The organism is Arthrobacter sp. AIWTK1 (assembly GCF_056680535.1).
Window position 1 is genome coordinate 1,680,677 of record NZ_CM155287.1, and the last position, 22,010, is coordinate 1,702,686.

Annotated in this window: 20 protein-coding genes; 13 read left to right on the forward strand and 7 right to left on the reverse strand. The window is 66.1% G+C overall.

The window, feature by feature from the left end; translation table 11 throughout:
- Positions 1–13 precede the first annotated feature (13 nt).
- Positions 14–1,462 (forward strand): hypothetical protein, encoded by a 1,449-nt coding sequence (locus tag AC1MDG_RS07695; protein WP_479809045.1) that lies wholly within the window; start codon positions 14–16, stop codon positions 1,460–1,462.
- A 448-nt stretch (positions 1,463–1,910) separates the two neighbouring features.
- On the forward strand, positions 1,911–2,117 hold the full coding sequence (locus AC1MDG_RS07700) for a hypothetical protein (RefSeq protein ID WP_144406351.1): 207 nt from the start codon (positions 1,911–1,913) through the stop codon (positions 2,115–2,117).
- A 176-nt stretch (positions 2,118–2,293) separates the two neighbouring features.
- On the opposite strand, the gene AC1MDG_RS07705 is transcribed toward AC1MDG_RS07700, so the two are convergent.
- Positions 2,294–3,298: a hypothetical protein gene (locus tag AC1MDG_RS07705; protein WP_479808437.1), complete on the reverse strand. Its 1,005-nt coding sequence runs from the start codon at positions 3,296–3,298 to the stop codon at positions 2,294–2,296.
- Between the two features lie 54 nt (positions 3,299–3,352).
- Here AC1MDG_RS07705 and AC1MDG_RS07710 point away from each other — a divergent pair, with 54 nt between their 5' ends.
- The 10 genes from AC1MDG_RS07710 (at position 3,353) to AC1MDG_RS07755 (ending at position 13,195) form a co-directional block, all read left to right on the forward strand.
- On the forward strand, positions 3,353–4,219 hold the full coding sequence (locus tag AC1MDG_RS07710; RefSeq protein ID WP_479808438.1) for a hypothetical protein: 867 nt from the start codon (positions 3,353–3,355) through the stop codon (positions 4,217–4,219).
- 6 nt (positions 4,220–4,225) lie between these two features.
- Positions 4,226–5,218, forward strand: coding sequence for an HAD-IIA family hydrolase (locus AC1MDG_RS07715; RefSeq protein WP_479808439.1), 993 nt, complete (start codon positions 4,226–4,228; stop codon positions 5,216–5,218).
- 22 nt (positions 5,219–5,240) lie between these two features.
- A complete protein-coding gene (locus AC1MDG_RS07720) occupies positions 5,241–5,441 on the forward strand; it encodes a hypothetical protein (RefSeq protein WP_043480326.1) in 201 nt (66 codons plus the stop codon).
- Between the two features lie 2 nt (positions 5,442–5,443).
- Positions 5,444–6,256 carry a TlyA family RNA methyltransferase gene (locus AC1MDG_RS07725; RefSeq protein ID WP_479808440.1) on the forward strand — a complete coding sequence of 271 codons (813 nt, stop codon included), beginning with the start codon at positions 5,444–5,446 and terminating at the stop codon, positions 6,254–6,256.
- Positions 6,257–6,269: 13 nt separating this feature from the next.
- A complete protein-coding gene (locus tag AC1MDG_RS07730; RefSeq protein WP_479808441.1) occupies positions 6,270–7,292 on the forward strand; it encodes an NAD kinase in 1,023 nt (340 codons plus the stop codon).
- Positions 7,293–7,295: 3 nt separating this feature from the next.
- On the forward strand, positions 7,296–9,035 hold the full coding sequence (gene recN / locus AC1MDG_RS07735; protein WP_479808442.1) for a DNA repair protein RecN: 1,740 nt from the start codon (positions 7,296–7,298) through the stop codon (positions 9,033–9,035).
- A gap of 134 nt (positions 9,036–9,169) precedes the next feature.
- Positions 9,170–10,948, forward strand: coding sequence for a CTP synthase (locus AC1MDG_RS07740; RefSeq protein WP_479808443.1), 1,779 nt, complete (start codon positions 9,170–9,172; stop codon positions 10,946–10,948).
- Positions 10,949–10,975: 27 nt separating this feature from the next.
- Positions 10,976–11,638, forward strand: coding sequence for an NUDIX domain-containing protein (locus AC1MDG_RS07745; protein ID WP_479808444.1), 663 nt, complete (start codon positions 10,976–10,978; stop codon positions 11,636–11,638).
- 47 nt (positions 11,639–11,685) lie between these two features.
- Positions 11,686–12,675, forward strand: a complete 990-nt coding sequence (gene xerD / locus AC1MDG_RS07750; protein WP_479809046.1) for a site-specific tyrosine recombinase XerD — start codon at positions 11,686–11,688, stop codon at positions 12,673–12,675.
- A gap of 22 nt (positions 12,676–12,697) precedes the next feature.
- Positions 12,698–13,195, forward strand: coding sequence for an 8-oxo-dGTP diphosphatase (locus AC1MDG_RS07755; protein ID WP_479808445.1), 498 nt, complete (start codon positions 12,698–12,700; stop codon positions 13,193–13,195).
- A 70-nt stretch (positions 13,196–13,265) separates the two neighbouring features.
- Here the strand turns inward: AC1MDG_RS07755 and AC1MDG_RS07760 are convergent, their stop codons facing one another.
- From AC1MDG_RS07760 to AC1MDG_RS07775, 4 genes are all read right to left on the reverse strand, one after another.
- Complete coding sequence (locus tag AC1MDG_RS07760) at positions 13,266–14,405, reverse strand: bifunctional 2-methylcitrate synthase/citrate synthase (RefSeq protein ID WP_479808446.1); 1,140 nt, start codon at positions 14,403–14,405, stop codon at positions 13,266–13,268.
- A 66-nt stretch (positions 14,406–14,471) separates the two neighbouring features.
- Positions 14,472–15,377: a methylisocitrate lyase gene (prpB, locus tag AC1MDG_RS07765; protein WP_479808447.1), complete on the reverse strand. Its 906-nt coding sequence runs from the start codon at positions 15,375–15,377 to the stop codon at positions 14,472–14,474.
- Positions 15,377–16,897, reverse strand: coding sequence for an MmgE/PrpD family protein (locus tag AC1MDG_RS07770; protein ID WP_479808448.1), 1,521 nt, complete (start codon positions 16,895–16,897; stop codon positions 15,377–15,379). The genes prpB and AC1MDG_RS07770 overlap by 1 nt, the downstream gene beginning before the upstream one ends.
- 10 nt (positions 16,898–16,907) lie before the next feature.
- On the reverse strand, positions 16,908–17,549 hold the full coding sequence (locus AC1MDG_RS07775; protein WP_043480354.1) for a GntR family transcriptional regulator: 642 nt from the start codon (positions 17,547–17,549) through the stop codon (positions 16,908–16,910).
- A 176-nt stretch (positions 17,550–17,725) separates the two neighbouring features.
- Here AC1MDG_RS07775 and AC1MDG_RS07780 point away from each other — a divergent pair, with 176 nt between their 5' ends.
- A complete protein-coding gene (locus tag AC1MDG_RS07780) occupies positions 17,726–19,627 on the forward strand; it encodes an acetate--CoA ligase (protein WP_479808449.1) in 1,902 nt (633 codons plus the stop codon).
- 40 nt (positions 19,628–19,667) lie between these two features.
- Here AC1MDG_RS07780 and AC1MDG_RS07785 read toward each other — a convergent pair whose 3' ends face one another.
- Together AC1MDG_RS07785 and AC1MDG_RS07790 are read right to left on the reverse strand one after the other, a co-directional pair.
- The gene (locus tag AC1MDG_RS07785; protein ID WP_043480356.1) at positions 19,668–20,378 is read right to left on the reverse strand and encodes a response regulator; all 711 of its coding nucleotides are present in this window, start codon (positions 20,376–20,378) and stop codon (positions 19,668–19,670) included.
- Entirely contained in the window at positions 20,375–22,006 is a 1,632-nt protein-coding gene (locus AC1MDG_RS07790; protein WP_479808450.1) for a sensor histidine kinase, read from the reverse strand. The genes AC1MDG_RS07785 and AC1MDG_RS07790 overlap by 4 nt, the downstream gene beginning before the upstream one ends.
- Positions 22,007–22,010: the final 4 nt, after the last annotated feature.

Consider the following 22,010-nt stretch of genomic DNA (forward strand, 5'->3'; position numbering starts at 1 on the left):
CGGGACTTTCGCCGTGTACTCCCCGTACTCGGCGGTTTGGACCGCGTACGGTGCCGCGGCCGGGAGACTGGGCGTCCCCGTCGCAGCTGAAAAATGCGACGCCGGCGGCGCAGGCTGTTCACAGAGGTTCCAGCGCGGCTCCATCGTCTGGGCGGCAGGCAGCGGCACCGTTGCCCTCTACGATCCCTACTACAGTGTTTGGACCGCAAACGGGATGGGAGCCGGAAGACTCGGCTACCCGGTCTCCAACGAACGCTGCACCGCCAGTGGTTCCGGCTGTGTGCAACAGTTTCAACGTGGCTACGTGGCGTGGGTCCCTGGCATCGGTACGACGCTGGTCGCCGGGATCTACTCCTCAGTGTGGACCAATAACGGTAGTGAATCCGGCCGCCTGGGCCTTCCGATAGCGTCGGAAGCCTGCGGCCTGGTAAATAGCGGATGTTTCCAGAGATTTAGTGGCGGGTCGATCTACTGGAACGCCGGCAACGGTGCGTACGCGGTGTACGGAGGCTATGCGCAGATCTGGAGCCAGTACGGCAAGGAAGCCGGCCGGTTAGGCTATCCGGTCTCCGGTGAGCAGTGTGGACTTACAGGTCCGGGGTGCGTCCAGTCGTTCCAAGGCGGTTACGTATATTGGGCCGCGGGGATTGGATTCCATTCCGTATATGGTGTGTACGGCCAATTGTGGGGCGCAAAAAGAGCCCAAAACGGAGCCTTGGGCTACCCCGTGTCAGAGGAGTCCTGCCAGGTGAGTACCTGTGTCCAGCGTTTCGAGGGCGGGGCCATTCAATGGACAGCGGGCCAAGGAACTGCGCTTCGTTATTCGGAATGGGGATACTGCCGGGCGCTGAACGTTGGAGCTACCAAATACTCGGGCGGGGGCGCTGCCCGGGTGTCGTTCGCGATATCCCAGGGCTATGGCACCACTCCCGTGACCTTCACCAACTGCGTGAAGCGCGATGGAAAATATGTTCACGACTGGACAGTCGGCGGATACGCCGGGGAAAGCGGATTCGCCCGACCAGGGGTGGCAACAGGACCGACAACCGGGAAGTACTCTCCGACCGGATCGTATTCCATCACGCTGGCATTCGGTCTCTCGAATCCGGGAACGTCCCTCCCGTATCAGACACTCAATCCCTATTCCCGCTGGGGCGGACGCCTCAACACAAACTACAACAAGTATTTTGAATCCAGTGCAGATGTCTTCCCGGACGAAAATATGTGGTACTACGCCACCCGGCCGTCCGGAGATTACCGTCAGGGTGCTGTCATCAATTACAACCGGCCGCCGGATTCCAACATTGTGATGGATGCCGGATTCGCAATTTTCCTTCACGCAAATCCAGTTCCCACCTGGGGATGTATTTCTCTCAGCGAGGCCAACGTCGTCAGGTATCTTCAATCCGCCAACTACGGGGACCGGCTCATCATGGGAGTCAGTAACGATGTCTTTGAATAGGCGCAGAATCCGGAGGACTGTCCTGACAGTCCTGGCAGCCCTTGTCGCCGGCAGTGCCACGCTTGTTGCGTGCACTCCCGCGGGACCCTCATCGGGCGGGGCAACATCATCGTCTGGCGCACAGTCGGGCTCCTCGGGATCGTCGGCCAGCCCGAGCCCCTCGAACACGGCCCAAGTGGGAAGGGACGGGCGGACTGTTGACCCCGCAGCCAAGGCTGGATCCTGCACGCTGCTGACGGAATCAGACATCAAAAGTGCTTTGTCCTCATGGGCCACCGGGCTCCAGCCTGGGCAGGGAGAAGTATCAACGGACCGAGACGGGACGGCGATAGACTCCTGCGTCTACGCACTGGAGTCGGGAGCCGGGACGGATCACAGCGCTGTCATCGAGCAAAGGGAGTTCAAGACCCCGCAAGACTTGGTTGCCAGCGCTCCATTCGGCCTGTTGATGAAGGCGGAGGCAATATCGGGCTTGCGCGGGGACGCCAAGTACGGCGTGAACACCCTGACGGGGAGTACTGAGTACGTCGTCGTCTCGGTACTGGACAAGACCTCATCCAAGCTGCTCGTCTCCGTGCCGTCCGGCACGGCAGTACCAGAGGGCACGAATGCGAAGGAGATGCTGGTGGCCCTTGCGAAGAAGGCCGGCTTCTAACAGACCCGCCTATGATCATGGTCACTGTTGCCGCCTCGTGTCTTCGGGCCGGTGCCCGCCCGGCCCTGCCTCGCCTAGAATTGGGTGAGATGTACGGACTTCGAAGCGCTTGATTTCGGGTTGCGTGACAGAACGAAACACGAATAAGAGCGGCTGCAATCGCGCCAGTGGTCAGCTCATAACGGGAGGTAGCCAACATGGCTGAGCACAACGGCGGAAATCGAAACGGTAAAGACCGCGGCGGCTACGGGGGCGGCCGGCCTTCGGGCGGGGGACCGTTCCGGGCATCGAATAATTCCGGCGGCGATCCCCGCGGATTCCGCTCCAAGGATGATCGTAGCGATCGTCCGTCGCGTGAGGGCGGGGAGCGTAAGCCGTTTGGTGATCGTCCGTCCCGCGAAGGTGGCGGAGAGCGCCGCGGCTTCGCCGGTGGCACAGGTGACCGCGACCGTAAGCCGTTCGGTGATCGTCCGTCCCGTGAGGGCGGGGAACGTCGGAGCTTTGGTGGTGGCGGCGCCGGTGACCGTAAGCCGTTTGGTGATCGTCCGCGCCGCGAGGGCGACGGCGAACGTCGCAGCTTTGGCGCCGGTGACCGTGACCGGAAGCCGTTTGGTGATCGTCCGTCGCGTGAGGGCGGGGAGCGTCGCAGCTTTGGCGCCGGTGACCGTGACCGGAAGCCCTTTGGCGCCGGTGACCGTGACCGGAAGCCCTTTGGCGCCGGTGACCGTGACCGGAAGCCCTTTGGCGCCGGTGACCGTGACCGGAAGCCCTTCGGCGCCGGCGACCGTGACCGGAAGCCCTTCGGCGCCGGCGACCGTGACCGTAAGCCGTTTGGTGATCGTCCGTCGCGTGAGGGCGGGGAGCGTCGCAGCTTTGGCGCCGGCGACCGTGACCGGAAGCCGTTTGGTGATCGTCCGCGCCGCGAGGGCGACGGCGAACGTCGCAGCTTTGGCGGCGGCGATAACCGGAAGCCCTTTGGCGACCGCCAGGAACGTGCTCCCAGGAGCTTTGACCGTGGCGAATCCGGCCCCCGCGACTTCGGACGCGACCGCCCCGAGGACCGGCCAGCCCGCGTACCCAACGCCCGCGACCTGCGCAGTGCCAACCGCCCGGACCGTGAGCGCTCTCCCCAGATTGATGAGGATGTCACAGGCCAGGAACTGGACCGCGCCACCAAGCACGAGATCAAGACCCTCGAACCCAAGAGCGCGGAGTGGGTTGCACGCCACCTGGTGATGGCAGGCCGCCTCATTGACGAAGAACCGGAACTTGCCTTCCAGCATGCCCTGGCCGCCAGCCGCCGCGGCGGACGTCTGTCTGCTGTGCGCGAGGCAGTAGGCCTGACCGCCTACGCCGCAGGACACTACGGCGAAGCGCTGCGCGAGTTCCGCACCTACCGGCGGATCAGCGGCTCCAACGTGCACCTGCCCGTCATGGCCGACTGCGAACGCGGACTGGGGCGTCCGGACCGGGCCCTTGACGTCGCACGCTCCGAGGAAGCCAACGACCTCGACGCACCCGGCAAGGTTGAACTGGCCATCGTGGCCGCCGGGGCCCGCACGGACCTTGGCCAGCTGGACGCGGCAGTAGCCGAACTGGAAATCGCGCAGTTGGACATGAACCGCGCGTTCTCATACAGCCCCCGCCTCTTCCGCGCCTACGCAGACGCCCTCGCGGCAGTAGGCCGGACCGAGGAAGCCGCAAAGTGGCAGCGTCAGGCAGTGGTGGCGGAGAATGCGCTCGGCCTCGGCGCGGACGAGGAACCGGACATCATCGACCTCGGCTGGGACGAGGAAGAGGAAGCCCGTGAAGAGGAAGCACGCCGCCGCCTGCTCGCCCAGCAGCAGGCCGACAGCGCGCCTGCCGCATCGCCGGGTGTCCGCGACGACAGCCAGTCGGCCGTCGTCGAGGCTGCCGCCTCAGACGCAGCTGCCATTGACGAAGGCTCCGACGACGCCGAATCGGACTTCTTCGACTCCGACGACGCTGAATCGGATGAAGACTCCGTTGAAGAGGACGAACTCGAAGCCGGCACCACAGAGGAATCCGCCGACGATGCCCGCGATGCGGATGCCGCGCAGCCGGACCATGAAAGGGAATAACTGCGCATGAGCGGCGCCTCACTGATCTCGAGCTTCGACGCCCTGCTGTCGGACCTTGACGGAGTTGTCTATGCCGGTCCCCACGCCATTCCGGGCGCCATTGAGGCGCTCCGCCAGCTAGCCGGAATCGACGTCGGACTTGGCTACGTGACCAACAACGCGTCCCGGACCCCCGCGCAGGTGGCGGCCCATCTGCGCGAGCTCGGCGCGCCCGCGGAGGACGAGCAGGTAGTCAGTTCCTCGCAGGCTGCCGGCGAGCTGCTGGCGGGCCTCCTTCCGGCGGGTGCACGGGTTCTGGTGACAGGGAGCCCGGCCCTGGCGCATGAAGTGGAGCTGGTGGGACTGACGCCGGTCCACAGCGCCAAGGACAATCCGGTGGCCGTGGTCCAGGGGTTCAATCCCGAGATTGGCTGGAAGGACCTCGCCGAGGCCTCGTATGTCATAGCAGGCGGCGCCCTCTGGGTTGCCACCAACACGGACATGTCCATCCCGCAGGCCCGAGGCATCGCTCCGGGCAACGGAACCCTGGTGGCGGCCGTGGCGGCGGCCACCGGACAGCGGCCGCTCGTGGCGGGAAAGCCGGAGGCGCCGCTGTTCCGCACCGCAGCCAAGCGGCTAACCTCCGACCGGCCGCTGGTCGTGGGCGACAGGCTGGACACGGACATCCTCGGCGGGAACAACGCCGGCTTCGCCACCGTGGCGGTGCTCACCGGCGTCGACACCCGGGAATCCATCCTCGCCGCCCGCACGGCGGAGCGCCCGGACTACCTCATCAACGACCTCAGCGATCTGTACCGCCCGTACCCCACTGTGGAGGAGCACGACGGCGGCACGTTCCGCTGCGGTGCGGCTTCCGCCGTCGTGCGGGGAGAAGCAGTGCACATCAGCGGAGTTCCCGGTGACCTGGATTCGTGGCGGGCGGCCTGCTCGGCGTGGTGGACGGCGAATCCGCAGGCAGACGCTCCGCTGGCACCGTCCGTCGAGTGGCTGACGCACTAGGCCGACTCACTAGACTGGGAACATGACCGAGCTGAACAACTTGTCGGAAGCCGGCCGCAGCGTAAGCCGGGTGGGAGACGCGTCTGTTGACGCTGCCCTCAACCGTTTGACGGACATCCAGGGACTTCCCGTTGACGGGCATGCGGAGGCCTACTCGGCTCTTCATGATGCGCTGCTGGATGCGCTTAATGACGACGACCCGTCGGCTGAGGGTGACGCCTGAGTATGGCGAGGCTTGATCAAATGCTCGTCACCCGGGGGCTGGCGAGGTCCCGCACCCACGCCGCGCGCCTGATTGCCGAAGGCAAAGTCAGCTCGGACGGCACGGTTCTCGCGAAAGCCTCGGTGCAGGTGGACGACCTCACGCCCCTGGACGTTGCCGATGACGGGCGGGACAGCTACGTCAGCAGGGCCGGCCACAAGCTGGCCGGTGCACTGGATGCCTTCCCGGACGTCACCGCCGAAGGAAAGCGCTGCCTGGACGCCGGCGCCTCCACCGGCGGCTTCACGGAGGTGCTCCTGCGGCGCGGCGCGGACCACGTGGTGGCTGTCGACGTCGGACACGGGCAGCTGGTGCCCCAGCTCCGGGACGACCCCCGCGTATCCGTGCACGAGGGCCTCAACGTGCGCTACATGACGCCGGAAGGGATCGGCGGCCCCGCCGCGCTGACGGTCGCCGACCTGTCCTTCATCTCGCTGACCCTGGTGCTGGAGCCGCTGGCGGCGTGCACGCATCCCGGCGGTGACCTGGTCCTGATGGTCAAACCCCAGTTCGAAATCGGCAAGGACCGGCTGGGCCGCACCGGAGTGGTGAATTCCGAGCGTGAACGCCGGATGGCGGTAGAGAAAGTCGCCAATGCGGCGCTGGACGCTGGGCTCGAACTACGCGGCCTCGCGGCAAGCCCGCTGCCCGGCCAGGACGGAAACGTCGAATACTTCCTGTGGATAAAGCGCAGGATCACTTCAGACTTGCCTAAGATCGAAGAGCGGGACGCAGCCGTTGCTGCGTTGCTCGGAACAATCTGGCCGAACCACTAGAAAGCGGAACCCGATGAGCAGGCGTGTACTGGTCCTTGCCCACACCGGCCGCGAGGAATCACTGAAGGCTGCCTGGGAGGCGTGCGTCCAGCTGCACGCCTCAGGCATTGTTCCGGTGATGCAAAAATCCGAACTCAAGGACATGGAAGGGTTTTTCGGCCGGCTAGAAGACCCCGTTGAGATCCTTCACGACCACATCCAGCTCCCCGACGTCGAGCTGGTCATGGTGCTCGGCGGGGACGGCACCATCCTCCGCGCCGCCGAACTCGTCCGGGAAGTGGACGTGCCGCTCCTGGGCGTCAACCTGGGCCATGTGGGCTTCCTCGCCGAGAGCGAGCGGGCAGACCTTGCGCAGACGGTGGAATGGATTGCGAGCCGCGACTATACCGTGGAAGAACGAATGACCATCGACGTCCAGGTCTGGGTCCGCGGTCAGAAGATCTGGCACACGTGGGCACTGAACGAGGCCGCCATCGAGAAAGGCAACCGGGAACGGATGCTTGAGGTTGTCACGGAAGTGGATGAACGCCCGCTGACATCGTTCGGCTGCGACGGCGTGGTGATGGCAACCCCCACCGGCTCCACGGCTTACGCCTTCTCGGCAGGCGGTCCCGTGGTCTGGCCCGAGGTGGAGGCGCTGGTAATCGTTCCCATCTCGGCGCACGCGCTGTTCGCCAAGCCGCTGGTGGTCTCGCCCCGGTCCAGGCTGGCCGTGGAGGTCCTGAACCGGACCGACGCCCAGGGTGTGCTGTGGTGTGACGGCCGCCGTTCTGTGGACCTGCCGCCGGGCGCCCGCGTGGAAGTGACCCGATCGGCCACGCCGGTGCGGCTCGCGCGGACGCACCAGACACCCTTCTCCGCAAGGCTGGTCCGTAAGTTCCAGCTGCCCATCCACGGCTGGCGCGGCCCCATGCCCCAGGCCGAGTCCGTCCACACCGGACCCGTGCCCATCATCCGAACCCCCAGGCCCATGGCGACGCCGCCGGGTCCCCGGCACGCCGGGACGTCCGAGACAGATCCGACGACTGCGAAGTGAATCATGCTTGAAGAACTGAGAATCCGCGACCTCGGCGTCATCACCGACGCAACCCTTCCGCTCGGCCCGGGCCTCAGCGTGGTGACCGGCGAGACCGGCGCCGGCAAGACCATGGTGGTCACCGCCGTCGGGCTCCTCCTGGGTGCCCGCTCGGATGCCGGCGCCGTACGCAGCGGCGCGAAGAGCGCCTCGGCGGAGGCCGTCCTGAAGCTGGACGCCGGCCACGCAGCCGTCGTACGCGCGTTGGAGGCGGGTGCTGAGGTTGAAGAGTTCGATGGCGGCGCCGAACTGATCCTCGCCCGTCGCCTGGGTGCGGACGGACGCAGCCGTGCGTACCTTGGCGGGCGCGCCGCCCCGGTGGGGGTCCTCGCGGAGATCGGCGAAAGCCTGGTGGTGGTCCATGGCCAGTCGGACCAGATCAGGCTGAAGGGGGCGCCAGCCCAGCGCGGTGCCTTGGACAAGTTTGCCGGCGACGCCCTGGCGGGCCCGCTCGGTACATATCAGTCGCTGTACAGCCACTGGAAGGCCAGCCAGGCGGAGCTGGACACGCTGCGTGGTGCCGCACGGGACAGGCTTCGGGAAGCGGAATCGCTGCAGATTGCCCTGGCAGAGATCGACGACGTGGATCCGCAGCCGGGGGAGGACGAGTCCCTCAAGGCGGAGGCCGTGAAACTCGCCAATGTCGAAGAACTCAGGATTGCGGCAAACACCGCGCACCAGGCGCTCATCGCGGAGGACTACGGGGACGAGGGCGACGCCACCACCCTGGTGGACGCGGCTAAACGGACCCTGGAACATGTGGCCGAGCACGACGCCGAACTCGGCGCGGCAGCCGCGCGCCTGGCGGAGGTCGGTTTCCTGCTGAACGACATCGCCACGGAACTGGCGAGCTACCAGGCCGGGCTGGATTCGGAGGGGCCGGAGCGGCTCGCGGAAATCGAGGACCGGCGGGCTGCCCTGGCAAAGCTGGTCCGCAAGTATGCCCCCAGCATCGACGAGGTCCTGGTGTGGGCGGAGAACGCGCGTGTCCGGTTCGACGAACTGCAGGACGACTCCACCCGGATCGAGGCGCTGGACGCAGAGGTCGCCCGGACCGAGGCTGAGCTGAAGAAGCAGGCCACCGCGATCAGCAAAATCCGCGGCAAGGCCGCCAAGGAGCTGTCGGCACGGGTCAGCGCCGAATTGAAGGCCCTGGCCATGGCCGACGCGACCCTGGTGATCACCATCGAGCCCGCCGCCCAGCTGATGCCGTACGGCGCGGACGAGATCTCGTTCCTGCTCCAGCCCCACTCCGGCGCACCGGCCCGTCCGCTGGGCAAGGGTGCCTCCGGGGGCGAGCTTTCCCGCGTGATGCTGGCCATCGAGGTGGTCCTCGCCGCAGTGGATCCGGTGCCCACCTTTGTGTTCGACGAAGTGGATGCCGGCGTGGGCGGGCGGGCAGCCGTCGAGATCGGCAGGCGGCTGGCCATGCTGGCGCAGCATGTGCAGGTCCTGGTGGTCACGCACCTTCCTCAGGTCGCGGCGTTCGCGGACCAGCACATCACCGTCACCAAAACATCCGTCAGAGGGGCCGACGGCGGCACCGCCACCGGGTTCACCTCCAGCGATGTGCGGCTCCTCGATGGCCCGGAACGGGTCAAGGAGCTGGCCCGGATGCTGGCCGGCCAGGAAGATTCAGAAACAGCCCAGGCCCACGCCCAGGAGCTTCTGGACGACGCCAAGATGCTGCCGCAGCGGGCCTGAACGGCACTGCGAGAACCATCACATCGGCCGGCCCGCCGCCCGCGTTTTACAGGTAAACCTTGATCAGTGTCCCGCTGCGGGGGAGACTGAGTCATTTGGGGAATCCGATTTTCGACCCGTGGAAGGCTCAATTGATGATAGGCTCGAATTCCGTGGTGCAGCGATCAAATTCCCGTGTAAATTCCCGGTTCCCGGGCTCGTCCAAGACGACCAAACACATCTTCGTCACCGGCGGTGTGGCGTCCTCGCTAGGCAAGGGACTGACGGCTTCAAGCCTCGGCCACCTGCTGCGGGCACGCGGTTTGTCTGTAACTATGCAGAAGCTCGATCCCTACCTGAACGTGGATCCGGGCACGATGAACCCCTTCCAGCACGGCGAAGTCTTCGTGACTGACGACGGCGCCGAGACGGACCTGGATGTCGGCCACTACGAGCGCTTCCTCGATGAAAACCTTGAGGGTTCGGCCAACGTTACGACCGGCCAGGTCTACTCCACGGTTATCGCCAAGGAACGCCGCGGCGAGTACCTGGGCGACACCGTCCAGGTCATCCCGCACATCACCGATGAGATCAAGCGCCGGATGCGGCTTCCTGCCGAAGGCAAGAACGCCCCGGACGTCATCATCACCGAGATCGGCGGAACCGTTGGCGATATCGAGTCGCAGCCCTTCCTCGAGTCTGCCCGCCAGGTGCGCCAGGACATCGGCCGCAACAACGTCTTCTTCCTGCACGTCTCCCTGGTCCCGTACATCGGGCCGTCCCAGGAACTGAAGACCAAACCGACGCAGCACTCCGTTGCCGCGCTCCGCTCCATCGGCATCCAGCCCGAGGCGATCGTGATCCGTTCGGACCGCGAAGTCCCGCAGGCCATGCGCGACAAGATCGGCCGCATGTGCGACGTCGACCTCGACGCCGTCATCGGCTGCCCGGACGCACCGAGCATTTACGACATCCCCAAGACCCTGCACACGCAGGGGCTGGACTCCTACATCGTGCGTGCGCTGGACCTGCCGTTCAAGGACGTTGACTGGACCAGCTGGGACAAGCTGCTCGAAGCGGTCCACAATCCCAAGCACGAAGTGGAAATCGCCTTGGTCGGCAAGTACATCGACCTGCCGGACGCCTACCTTTCCGTCACCGAGGCCCTGCGTGCCGGCGGCTTCGCCAACGACACCAAGGTCAAGATCCGCTGGGTCCCCTCGGACGAGTGCGAAACACACGAGGGCGCAGTCAACTCGCTCGCCGGCGTGGACGCCATCTGCGTGCCCGGCGGGTTCGGCATCCGCGGCCTGGAAGGCAAGCTGGGCGCGCTCAAGTTTGCCCGCGAAACCAAGCTGCCGGTCCTGGGCCTGTGCCTCGGCCTCCAGTGCATGGTCATTGAGTACGCCCGGAATGTGGTGGGCCTTGAAGGCGCGTCATCCAGCGAATTCGAACCGGACTCGAAGTACCCGGTGATCGCCACCATGGAAGAGCAGCTGGACATCGTCGACGGCAAGGGTGACCTTGGCGGCACCATGCGCCTTGGCCTCTATGAAGCCAAGCTGGACGAAGGGTCCGTGGTCGCAGAGACCTACGGCACCACCAAGGTGAGCGAGCGGCACCGCCACCGCTACGAAGTCAACAACAAGTACCGTGACCAGATTGCGTCGAAGGGGCTCGTGTTCTCCGGAACGTCCCCGGACGGCAAGCTGGTGGAGTACGTGGAGCTTCCCCGCGAGGTCCACCCGTACTACGTGGCCACCCAGGCACACCCCGAGCTGAGCTCCCGCCCCACCCGGCCGCATCCTCTGTTCGCGGGCCTCGTCAAGGCTGCGCTGGATCACCAGAAGGGCGGGGACATCCTTCCCGCCGCAAACGGTTCGGAAGCACCGGCTGATGCTGGCGGTTCCGCCCGCAAGGTCTCGGCCAAGTAGTCACCAACTAAATCAAAGGACGGCGCGATGCCCGGTATGCCTGAAACCCCCCATGCTGCACGGCAGGTTTCGGATGCGCCGAGCCCGCGCCGTCTTTTGTCGTCACGGAAGGTCTACGAAGGCCGCATCTGGGACGTGGTCAGCGACAGTTTCCAGCTCAGTGAACACGGCGACGAGCTGGTGCGCGACTACATCGACCACCCGGGTGCGGTAGCTGTCCTGCCGATGAACGAAGCCGGCGAGGTCCTGCTGATGAAGCAGTACCGGCATCCGGTAGGCATGGACCTGTGGGAGATCCCGGCCGGGCTGCTGGACATCGAGGGCGAGGACTTCGTGGTGGGTGCCGCCCGTGAGCTTGCCGAGGAAGCGGACCTGGCGGCCGGGACCTGGAACGTGCTGGCTGACTTCTTCAACTCGCCGGGGTCCTCGAGCGAGGCGATCCGCATTTACCTCGCCCGGGATTTGAGCGACGTGCCGGATCACGAACTCCACGTCCGAACGGATGAGGAAGCGGAGATCGAACTGCACTGGACGCCGTTGGAGGAAGCCGTGGCGGCCGTCCTGGAGGGCCGGCTGCACAACCCGTCCGCCGTCGTCGGAATCCTGGCTGCAGCGGCGGCACGCGCGGACGGCTTCGAGCGTCTGCGTCCGGCAAACGCCCCCTGGCCGGCCCATCCCAGCCAGCGTTGATGGGCAGCACCGTCACTCCCGCACCGGAACGTGCCGGTGCTGAACCAATGCGTGCTGAGCCAGTCCGTGCCGAACAAGCACCGGCGGAAGAGGCACGGCCCCGCAACGCCATAGACCGCGCCGTGAACGATTACCTCCAGCACATGGGAGTGGAGCGGGGGCTGGCTGCGAACACCCTGTCGGCCTACCGCCGCGACCTTGCCCGTTATGCAAACTACCTCGCCGCTTGCGGCCCGGTCCGCCCGGGCGACGTCACCCGGCGGCACGTTACCGGGTTTGTGCAGGCATTGTCCGACGGTTCCGACGGCGGGACTGCGCTCGGCGTCAGGTCCGCCGCGAGGACCGTCGTCGCGGTCCGCGGCCTCCATAAGTTCTGGGCACTCGAAGGAATGACGACGGCGGATCCCGCCAGCGATGTCCACCCGCCCATGCCCGGCAAGCGGCTGCCCAAGGCCATTAGCGTGGACGAGGTCACCCGGATCCTCGAAGCGGCCGGCACGGACACGGCAACTGGCCTGCGGGACAGGGCCCTGCTGGAATTCCTCTATTCCACCGGTGCCCGTATCAGCGAGGCGGTGGGCCTGGACGTCGACGACATATCCCTCCAGTCAGAGCAGGCCGGGCCGGCCATCGTCCGGCTCTTCGGCAAGGGGTCCAAGGAACGCCTGGTGCCGCTTGGGTCCTACGGAGCGCGTGCCCTTGACGCGTACCTAGTGCGCGGCCGGCCGCTGCTGGCCGGCAAAGGCAAGGGTACGCCGGCGCTGTTCCTGAATGCCCGCGGCGGCCGGATCAGCCGGCAGAGCGCGTGGACCATCCTCAAGGCTGCCGCGGACAAGGCCAACATCACCAAGGATGTTTCGCCGCACACCTTCCGCCACTCCTTTGCAACGCACCTCCTGGAAGGCGGGGCGGATGTCCGCGTGGTCCAGGAGCTCCTGGGACATGCCTCCGTGACCACCACGCAGGTTTATACGCTGGTAACGGCTGACACGTTGCGGGAAATCTACGCCGCCGCCCACCCCCGGGCGCTGGGCTGAACCGGCGGGCTAGTCTGGTTCCATGAACTCGACCCCCGTAACGCTCTGCTTCCTGCTTCGGGATCGACCTGGCGGCGGAACTGAGGTGCTCCTCGGCCTCAAGAAGACCGGCTTCGGCAGAGGCAAGATCGTGGGACTGGGCGGTCACGTGGAGCCGGGGGAGAGCGACGCCGAGGCGGTGTGCCGGGAGGTCTTCGAAGAAGCCGGCGTCACCGTGCTCGAGCGTGACCTGCGCCCGGCCGGCGTCGTGGAGTTTGTTTTCCCTGGCCGCCCGGAATGGAACATGTACACCACCCTGTTTACCACCCGCCGGTGGCAGGGCGAGCCGGCGGAAAGCCGCGAAATTGCGCCCGAATGGTTTGATACGCTCTCGCTGCCGGTGGACCGCATGTGGCAGGATGCGGACCACTGGCTCCCGGTGGTGCTGGAAGGCCGGACGGTGGATATTGTGGTCACCCTCAACGCCGACAATGAAACGGTGGCTTCTTCCGTGAGCGTCCTGCGGAACCTCTCACAGTGAAGAACGACGCCGGCCCGGTCACCTCGGAAGGGTGACCGGGCCGGCGTCGTGCGATCCCAATGTTCAGCGTTTACGAAAGGTGTCGTTCCTCCACGCCGTTGTACTCGCTCAATGGACGGATCAGGGAGTTGGATTCCAGCTGTTCCATGATGTGCGCTGTCCAGCCGGTGATGCGGCTGGCAACAAACAGGGGAGTGAACGTGGCGGTGTCGAAACCCATGAGGTGGTAGGTGGGGCCGGTGGGGTAGTCCAGGTTGGGCTTGATTCCCTTGGCCTCGTCCATGGCGCTCTCCAGTCCGTTGTAGAGTCCCAGGAGCTCCGGCCGGCCGTAGTGGGCGATCATCTTGTCCAGTGCGGCCTTCATGGTGGGGACGCGGGAGTCGCCGTGCTTGTAGACGCGGTGGCCGAAGCCCATGACCTTCTTCTTCTGCGCCAGGGCATCTTCCATCCACGTCTTTGCCCGGGCGGCAGCTTCCTCCAGCGATTCCTCGGAGCGGATGCCGATCTCATCGAAGGTGTGCATGACGGCTTCGTTGGCGCCGCCGTGGAGCGCACCCTTCAGGGCGCCGATGGCTCCGGTCACGGCGGAATGCAGGTCCGAAAGCGTGGACGTGATCACCCGGGCCGTGAACGTGGACGCGTTGAAGGAGTGCTCCGCGTACAGGATCATGGACACGTTGAACGCCTCAACCACTTCCGGCACCTGCTCTTCGCCGAAGGTCATCCAGAGGAAGTTGGCGGAATAGTCCAGGTCGTCCCGGGGCTCCACCAGTTCCAAGCCATGGCGGCGGCGCTGGTCGTACGCCACCACCGCCGGCATCGCGGCGAACAGGTCGATGGCCTTCTTCATGTTGGCTTCGCGTGAAGAATCCTCGGCGAGTTCGTGCCGGGCTCCCATCACGGACGCCGCCGTCCGGCACACGTCCATCGGGTGGGAAGTGGTAGGGAGCGCGTCGATGACCTGCTTGACGACAGGATCCAGCGGCCGGCCGGCACGTTCCCGGGCGGTGAACTCCGCGAGCTGTTCAGGCGTCGGCAGTTCGCCGTTCCAGAGCAGATAGGCCACTTCTTCGAAGCTGCACTTGGCGGCGAGCTCCTGGACGGGGTAGCCGCGGTATAGCAGTGAGTTCGTGTCCGAATTGACCTTGGACACCGCGGTGTAGTCCACCACGACGCCGGCGAGGCCCTTTTTGATCTCATTTTCAGCCATGCTGAAACTCCTTCGTTCCTGATGCTGTGTGCCGGCCGAAGCCGGAAGTCCGTCGATGGATGGGGGTCAGTTGGTACCGGGAATCCTGAAGTTGAAGACTCCGGTGTCGAAGCGGTTGTAGGCCTCGTAGTCCACGAGGTCGTACAGCCGCGCACGGGTCAGCATGCTCTTTACCTGTGCCTCCTGGGTGCCGTCGGACCTGATCGATTCCAGAGTACGCTCAGCTGCCCCCATGGCACTACGGAGCAGCGTGACCGGGTAGATGACCATGTTGACGCCGACGCCCTGCAGTTGCTCCACGGTGAAAAGCTCGCTCTGGCCGAACTCGGTCATATTGGCGAGGATGGGCACGTCCACTGCGTCGCGGATGGCCTGGAACTCGCTGAGGTCCTTCATGGCCTCCGGGAAGATGGCGTCCGCCCCGGCCTCCACGAGGGCCTTGGCCCGGTCCTGGGCGGCCTGGAGCCCGTCCGTGGCCCGGATGTCCGTCCTGGCCATGATCAGGAAGTTCGGATCCCTGCGGGCGTCCGCTGCTGCACGGATGCGTTTGGTGGCCGTATCCAGGTCCACCACGTTCTTGCCGTCCAGGTGTCCGCACCTCTTGGGGTTGAACTGGTCCTCGATGTGCAGGCCGGCGAGGCCTGCGTTCTCGATCTCCTGCACCGAGCGGGCCACGTTCATGGGCTCCCCGAAGCCCGTGTCGGCGTCGACGATACTGGGCAGGTCGGTCATGCGGGCAATCTGCCCGGCGCGCGTCGCCACCTCGGTGAGCGTGGTCAGGCCGATGTCCGGCAGGCCGAGGTCGTTCGCCAGCACTGCGCCGGAAATGTAGACCCCGGCGAAGCCCTTCTCTTCGATGAGCCTGGCCGAGAGCGGGTTGAACGCGCCGGGGAACTGCTGGATGGTCCCCGACGCCAGGAGCTCGCGGAACCGGATCCGCTTCTGCTCCGGTGTGACCCTCGAATACAGCATTAGAAGAGTCCCTTCGGGGCAGCCGCCAGGTCGATCACGCCGTCGGCCGCCTTGATGTTCAGCTGGTCGAGTTCACCGGCGGCCAGCTCCGGGAGCCGGGCCGCGGCGGCGAGGAAGCGTTCGATCTCCTCTTCGGCGACGACGCCGGCCGCGAGGGTGCGGAACTTGTTGACGTACTGCTCCCGGGCGAACGGCCGGGCGCCGAGCGGGTGGGCATCGGCGACGGCGATCTCATCCGTGATGACCGTGCCGTCGTTGAGCGTGATCTCCACGGATCCGCCGAAGGCCTTCTCTGCGATGTCGAGGGAGTGGTAGCGGCGGGTCCATTCCGGGTCCTCGACAGTGGTGACCTTCTGCCATAGATCCACGGTGTCGGGCCGGGCAGCCCGCTCGGGTGCGTAGGAGTCAACATGGTGCCAGGCGCCGTCCTGCAACGCGACCGTGAAGATGTAGGGGATCGAGTGGTCCAGCGTTTCGCGGCTGGCCGTGGGGCTGTACTTCTGCGGGTCGTTGGCGCCCGAGCCGATCACGTAGTGGGTGTGGTGGCTGGTCTTGATCAGCACCGACTTCACGTTGGCCGGGTCGGTGACCTCGGGGCGCTCGCCGTGAAGCTTCCGGGCGAGGTCGATCCAGGCCTGTGCCTGGTATTCGGCGGAGTGTTCCTTGGTGTATGTGTCCAGGATGGCGCGCTTGGCTTCGCCGGGAGTGGGCAGCGGCACCATGTAGGAGGCGTCCGGTCCGTCCAGCATCCAGGCGATGACTCCGTCTTCCCCTTCGTAGATCGGTACCGGCGACGTCTGGCCGCGCATGGAACGGTCCGCCGCTTCGACGGCCATCTTCCCGGCGAAGGCCGGTGCATGGGCCTTCCAGGTGGAAATCTCGCCCTTGCGCGACTGGCGCGTTGCGGTGGTGGTGTGCAGGGCCTGGCCCACGGACTGGAAGATGGTCTCGACGTCGAGCCCCAGCAGGGTACCGATGCCGGCGGCGGCGGATGGGCCCAGGTGGGCCACGTGGTCGATCTTGTGCTTGTGCAGGCAGATGGCCTTGACCAGGTTCACCTGGATTTCGTAGCCGGTGGCGATGCCGCGGATGAGGTCGTGTCCGCTGGAGCCGACGTGCTGGGCGACGGCAAGGATCGGCGGGATGTTGTCGCCCGGGTGGGAGTAGTCCGCTGCCAGGAACGTGTCGTGGTAGTCGAGCTCACGGACGGCGACACCGTTGGCCCAGGCGGCCCATTCCGGTGCCACGCGCTCGTCGATGCCGAAGACCTTGGATCCCTTGCCGCCGGTGGTGGGTCCGTGGGTGAGAGCCTGCGCGCGGGCCGCAACGATGGGGGCCCGGTTCAGGGAGGCGATGGCCACGGAGGCGTTGTCGATCACGCGGTTGATCACCATGTCCGTGACCTCGTCCGTGACGGCGACGGGATCGGTGGCGACCTTGGCGATCTTGTAGGCGAGCTGGTCCTCGCGGGGCAGGTTTTCCTCGCTTTTGTAAACGCGGACGTGGTGTTCCTTGACCATGGTGCTCCTTCTAGTGAGGGGTATGCGTGACTTTGACGTGGGAAAGACTGCGGTGGAGGTGAAGGGTGGTGGCGGCTTCGGCCAGCCGGGGATTGCCTGCTGCGATCGCTTCGGCAATGGCGGCGTGCTCGGCGGCTGCCGCGGTGAGCCGCTGCGTGTCGTCGGCCGCCAGGCGGCGGACCCGGACCAGGTGCACGCGCAGGCTGCGCATGGCCTGCGCCAGATAGGAGTTGGAAATGGCCGCGTCGATGGCCGCGTCAAGACGGCCCGCCAGCTCGTAGTAGGCGTGGCGGCCCGGATCGCTGCCGTTGATCAGTGCCGGGGCCTGGAGCAGCTCAAGCCGGAGCTTCTCGAAGGTTGCGGAGTCGCCGCGCTCGGCGGCCAGGGCGGCCGCCTTGCCTTCCAGGGTTTCGCGCAGTTCGAAAAGTTCGTCGATGTCTTCCAGCGAGATGTCGGTGACGACGACGCCGCGGCCGCCCGCCGTCGTCGTCAGGCCCTCCGCGGTGAGCCGGCTCAGGGCTTCCCGCAGCGGCGTGCGGGAGATGCCGAGGCGCTCGGACTGCTCCACTTCCGCGAGGACAGTTCCGGGCAGGAGGCGCCATTCGATGATGTCATCGCGTAATGCCGCGTAGGCCCTGTCGCTGGCGCGCAATCTCTGCCTCCTTCATTGGTTGACGATCTTCAGTGTATACACAGAAGAGTATTCTGCCCAGCAATTGCTCCGTTTGGGCGAATATTCTTTAGATTTGTATACACAGACTCTTGTGCCCGCTTCCCGGCCCGGACTAGCATGGCCCTCATCACAATGTCGTGGACGGGATGCATTTCATGGGTACCAAGAGTTATCAGGACAGCTATGCACAGAGCCTGGCGAAGCCCGAAGACTTCTGGTTGGAGGCCGCCGGAAAGATCTCCTGGTCAGCGCCGCCGACGCAGGCCCTGGACTCGAGCCGGGCGCCGCTTTACAGGTGGTTTCCGGACGGCGCCCTCAACACCTCCTACAACGCACTGGACCGCCATGTGGAGGCGGGCCGGGGCGCGCAGGATGCCTTGATCTATGATTCCGCCATGCTCGGAACCCGGCGGCGCTTCAGCTACGCGGAACTCACGGAGCTTGTGGCCCGCTTTGCCGGGGTTCTCCGGCGGCGCGGCGTGGGCAAGGGGGACAGGGTTGTCATCTACATGCCGATGGTCCCGGAAGCCGCCATCGCAATGCTGGCAACCGCGCGGCTCGGGGCGGTCCATTCGGTGGTCTTCGGAGGGTTTGCGCCGAAGGAGCTTGCGGCCCGGATCCGGGACGCCGCTCCCGCTGTGGTGGTTACGGCGTCCGGCGGAATTGAGCCATCGCGCCGGATCGAGTACCTTCCCGCCGTCGATGAAGCCCTCCGCCTCGCCGGGACTCCGGGACTCCCCGTGATCGTCGCGGCCAGGGAGGGGTTTGCGTCCTCGGCGTCTGACCACCGGGGGTGGCTGGACTGGGACACCGAGATGGCCGCCGCGGAACCGGCGGCGCCGGTGGAGGTCAAAGCCACCGATCCGCTCTACATCCTCTACACCTCCGGAACCACGGGTGCACCCAAGGGCGTGGTGCGGGACAACGGCGGCCATGCTGTGGCGCTTAGCTGGACCATGGAAAACGTCTACGGCATCGGCCCGGGGAACGTCATGTGGACCGCCTCCGACGTCGGCTGGGTGGTAGGGCACTCCTACATCGTCTACGGCCCGCTGCTGGCCGGCGCGACCACCGTCCTCTATGAGGGAAAACCGGTAGGGACCCCGGATGCGGGTGCCTTCTGGCGCGTGATCCAGGACCACAAGGTCAACGTCCTGTTCACCGCTCCCACCGCGCTGCGCGCCATCCGCAAGGCGGATCCCGAAGCGAAACTGCTGCGGGACTACGACGTCTCCAGCCTGCGAACGCTTTTCGCGGCGGGGGAGCGGCTGGACACTGATACCTTCCACTGGGCCGCGCAGACCCTGGGCGTCCCCGTGGTGGACCACTGGTGGCAGACCGAGACCGGCTGGGCCATCTGCGCCAACCCGCGGGGGCTGGAAGAGCTCCCCATCAAGGCAGGCTCTCCCAGCGTTCCGATGCCGGGCTTCAAGCTCAACATCGTGGACGGCCTCGGGGAGGACGTCGAAGCCGGGACGGAAGGGAACATCGTGCTCGGCCTGCCGCTGCCGCCCGGAACGCTGACCACTCTGTGGGGCGACGACGAACGCTACATCTCCTCCTACCTCCAGGCATTCGAGGGTTCCTATGCCACCGGTGACTCCGGCTACCGGGACGAGGACGGCTACGTCTTCGTGATGGGCCGCACCGACGACATCATCAACGTGGCCGGGCACCGGTTGTCCACCGGTGCCATGGAGCAGGTCATCGGGCAGCACCCGGCGGTTGCCGAGTGCGCGGTGATCGGCCTGGCTGACCCGCTGAAGGGCCAGCGGCCCAGCGGCTACGTGGTGCTGAAATCGGGAGTTGACGTGCCGGAGGACATCCTGGTCAAGGACCTGATCGCTATGGTCCGCCGGGACATCGGAGCCGTGGCGGACTTCAAGCACGTGGCGGTGGTGGAAGCCCTGCCCAAGACCCGTTCCGGCAAGATCCTCCGCAAGACCATGCGGCAGATCGCCGACGGCGAGGAGTACGTCGTGCCGTCCACGATTGAGGATGCCGGGGTGATCGACCAGCTGATCGGGACCCTTCGCCCGGCCGGACCCGGGAACTAGCAGTCAGACGAATCAGCCGCGCGCTCGCCGGCGCTGAACTTCAGGCCCGGTTCCAGCGGTATTCGTTCTCCGGCCTGCCCGGCGCACCGTAGCGGGCAGTCCGGGAGACTGTTCCGGCGTCCGCGAGGTATTCGAGGTACCGCCGGGCCGTCACGCGGGACATCCCCAGTGCATCCATGACCTCGGTGGCCGAGACAGCGTCCGCCTGCCGCTTCATGAACTCCTGCACAGCGTCCAGGGTCGAGGTCGACAGGCCCTTGGGAAGCGGCAGCTCACTCGGCGCCCGCAGGCTCGCGAAAGCCTGGTCTACGTCGCTTTGCGATGCTCCGGACCTGGCCCCGCCCGCACCGGCCGCAAGCTGGTCCCGGAACTGCCGGTAGCTGGCCAGCTTGTCCGCAAAAGTGGCATAGGTGAACGGCTTGATGAGGTACTGCACGACTCCGATGGACACGGCACTGCGCACGATGTTCAGTTCACGCACGGCGGTGATCGCAATGATGTCCGGCAACAGTCCTGATGCCCGCATCCGCCGGGCGATGTCCAGGCCATGGAGGTCGGGAAGGTTCATGTCCAGCAGCACCAGTTCCACGGGATTGCCGGCGGCAGCAAATTCCGTCAGGAGACGCAGCGCCGATTGGCCGTCAGGGGCCGTGCCCGCCAGGGAAAAGCCTTCGAGCCTCCCCACATAGGCGCCGTGCGCTGCCGCGGCTACCGGTTCGTCCTCAACGACGAGGACCCGGATATCGCTCATGAAGTCTCCTTGGTGGTGCCTGCTGCGGGAAGGAAGATGTGGAAATGGGCGCCGCGCGGGTTGGTGATGGCCACGGTGCCGCCCAGCCGGTGGACGGCCTGACGGACCAGCGCCAGGCCCAGCCCCCGGCCGTACGTGCCGCTCGCCTTGGTGCTGAACCCGTGCCGGAACACGTCGTCCACGGCATCGGGGTCGATTCCGTGTCCGGAGTCCTCCACCGTGATCTCCACGCCCCGGACCCCGGACTCCACCGACAACTCCACCCATTTGGGCGCCGGAGCGTCGGCCGCTGCGTCGATGGCGTTGTCAAGGAGATTGCCAAGAATGGTCACCAGGTCCTGGACAGCCACACCGGCCGTACCGGCAGTGCTGTTTGCCTGCAGGCCCAGTTCAACGCCGCGTTCGTGCGCCTCGGCCGCCTTGCCCATGAGGAGTGCGCTCAGCACGGGCTCTTCCATGGCACCCACCATCTCATCCGTGAGCTGCTGGCTGAGCTCCAGGTCCTTGGTGGCAAAATCCAGTGCCTCGTCCGCCCGTCCCAGCTCCATCAGCGAAACGATCGTGTGGAGGCGGTTGGCGTGCTCGTGGGTTTGGGCGCGCAGTGCGTCCGACAGGGTACGCATGGTTTCCAGTTCGCTGCCCAGCGACTCGATCTCCGTGCGGTCGCGGATGGTTGCCACGGTCCCGAACACTGCCGGGCGCTGCCGTCCGGCCGATGAGGCCGGCCCCACCGCTGGTCCCTGGTTGACCACCAGGACACGCGGGCCGGCCAAGTGGATTTCATCCTGGGCTGCCCGGCCGGACTCGAACAGGTCCTTCAAGCTGGGTGCCAGCGGGAGACTGCCGAGCAGGGCTGCGTCGCCCGGATCGCCCCCCGACGGCCGCGGCGCGAGCCCCAGCAGCTCGGCCGCCTGGTCGTTGTACATCACCACCCGGCCCTTGGGATCGATGAGGATCACCCCCTCGCGAACGGAATGTAGGACGGACTCGTAGTACGCGAACAGCTGGGCGAGCTGCTCGGGTCCCCAGCCCCGCGTGACATTGCGCAGATACCGGCCCAGCAGCCAGGACGCCACCGAGCCGCCCACCAGGAGGGCAAAGGCTATGGCCAGCAGCGCCGGCAGGCGGCCGGAGACGGCAACGTCCACCGTCCGGACCGTCACCCCCGCTGCCACCAGGGCCTTGACGTTTCCCGACGCGTCCTTGACCGGCGCTATGGTCCGTACCGAGGGGCCCAATGTCCCGGCCGTGATTTCGGTGAACACCTGTCCGTTCAGGGCGGCGTCGATGGATCCGATATACGGCTTGCCGAGTTCCTCGTCGCGCGGATGCGTCCAACGGGTCCGGTCCGGAGCCATGATGGTGATGAAATCCGCGTCGGCGTCGCTCATCACGTGCAGGGCGTAGGGCTGCAGCACCGCGGACGGGTCGGCGGACCCCGCTGCCTGCAGGACCAGGGGGTTGTCCGCAATGGCCGTGGCGATGCCGGACATCCGCCGGCCGGCTTCGTCGTAGGCATGGTCGCGGGCGTCGATAAAGGTGGCCGTCCCGACTATCGCGGTCAGCGCCAGCATGAACAGCAAATGCGCCACGAACAGCCGGCGCGCGATGCTCCACTTGTGCCTCATTCCA

What these genes read in the sequence shown, in the direction of transcription:
- AC1MDG_RS07700 (WP_144406351.1), top strand. Translation starts at nt 1,911, where the DNA reads ATGAAGGCGGAGGCAATATCGGGCTTGCGCGGGGACGCCAAGTACGGC.
- AC1MDG_RS07710 (WP_479808438.1), top strand. Translation starts at nt 3,353, where the DNA reads ATGGCAGGCCGCCTCATTGACGAAGAACCGGAACTTGCCTTCCAGCAT.
- AC1MDG_RS07715 (WP_479808439.1), top strand. Translation starts at nt 4,226, where the DNA reads ATGAGCGGCGCCTCACTGATCTCGAGCTTCGACGCCCTGCTGTCGGAC.
- AC1MDG_RS07720 (WP_043480326.1), top strand. Translation starts at nt 5,241, where the DNA reads ATGACCGAGCTGAACAACTTGTCGGAAGCCGGCCGCAGCGTAAGCCGG.
- AC1MDG_RS07725 (WP_479808440.1), top strand. Translation starts at nt 5,444, where the DNA reads ATGGCGAGGCTTGATCAAATGCTCGTCACCCGGGGGCTGGCGAGGTCC.
- AC1MDG_RS07730 (WP_479808441.1), top strand. Translation starts at nt 6,270, where the DNA reads ATGAGCAGGCGTGTACTGGTCCTTGCCCACACCGGCCGCGAGGAATCA.
- recN (WP_479808442.1), top strand. Translation starts at nt 7,296, where the DNA reads ATGCTTGAAGAACTGAGAATCCGCGACCTCGGCGTCATCACCGACGCA.
- AC1MDG_RS07740 (WP_479808443.1), top strand. Translation starts at nt 9,170, where the DNA reads ATGATAGGCTCGAATTCCGTGGTGCAGCGATCAAATTCCCGTGTAAAT.
- AC1MDG_RS07745 (WP_479808444.1), top strand. Translation starts at nt 10,976, where the DNA reads ATGCCCGGTATGCCTGAAACCCCCCATGCTGCACGGCAGGTTTCGGAT.
- xerD (WP_479809046.1), top strand. Translation starts at nt 11,686, where the DNA reads ATGCGTGCTGAGCCAGTCCGTGCCGAACAAGCACCGGCGGAAGAGGCA.
- AC1MDG_RS07755 (WP_479808445.1), top strand. Translation starts at nt 12,698, where the DNA reads ATGAACTCGACCCCCGTAACGCTCTGCTTCCTGCTTCGGGATCGACCT.
- AC1MDG_RS07760 (WP_479808446.1), bottom strand. Translation starts at nt 14,405, where the DNA reads ATGGCTGAAAATGAGATCAAAAAGGGCCTCGCCGGCGTCGTGGTGGAC.
- prpB (WP_479808447.1), bottom strand. Translation starts at nt 15,377, where the DNA reads ATGCTGTATTCGAGGGTCACACCGGAGCAGAAGCGGATCCGGTTCCGC.
- AC1MDG_RS07770 (WP_479808448.1), bottom strand. Translation starts at nt 16,897, where the DNA reads ATGGTCAAGGAACACCACGTCCGCGTTTACAAAAGCGAGGAAAACCTG.
- AC1MDG_RS07780 (WP_479808449.1), top strand. Translation starts at nt 17,726, where the DNA reads ATGGGTACCAAGAGTTATCAGGACAGCTATGCACAGAGCCTGGCGAAG.
- AC1MDG_RS07785 (WP_043480356.1), bottom strand. Translation starts at nt 20,378, where the DNA reads ATGAGCGATATCCGGGTCCTCGTCGTTGAGGACGAACCGGTAGCCGCG.
- AC1MDG_RS07790 (WP_479808450.1), bottom strand. Translation starts at nt 22,006, where the DNA reads ATGAGGCACAAGTGGAGCATCGCGCGCCGGCTGTTCGTGGCGCATTTG.